The 335-nt window shown below is 71.6% G+C and carries 1 protein-coding gene; it reads left to right on the top strand.

Features of this window, described 5'->3' with window-relative positions; all coding sequences use genetic code 11:
* On the top strand, positions 1–335 hold a 335-nt coding region (locus Q7A36_RS41205), incomplete at both ends, for a transposase (protein WP_305109540.1).

The raw sequence follows: 335 nt of genomic DNA, 5'->3' as shown, positions 1-335 counted from the left end.
ACGGGGCCAAGGCGCTGACCAAGGCCATCCGGCGCACCTTCGGACGCGACACCCCGATTCAGCGGTGCCAAATCCACAAGGCCCGCAACATCGCCGAGCGGCTGCCCAAGGCGCTGCAGGCGCCGGTCCGCCGGGCGTTGCGGCAGGCCTGGGAGCTGGACGATGCGGTCAGGGCCGAGCGGCTGCTGCGCAATCTGGCGCGCACCCTCGAGCCCCGGGCACCCGGCGCCGCGGCGTCGATCCTGGAGGGTCTGGACGAGATCCTCACTGTGGTTCGGCTGCGGCTGCCGCGCGAGCTGCGTCGCTCGCTGGCTTGCACCAACATCGTCGAGAAC

This window comes from Paracraurococcus lichenis, assembly GCF_030657435.1.
GTDB classification, from domain to species: Bacteria; Pseudomonadota; Alphaproteobacteria; order Acetobacterales; family Acetobacteraceae; genus Paracraurococcus; species Paracraurococcus lichenis.
This window is presented reverse-complemented; position numbering and strand designations above follow the sequence as displayed.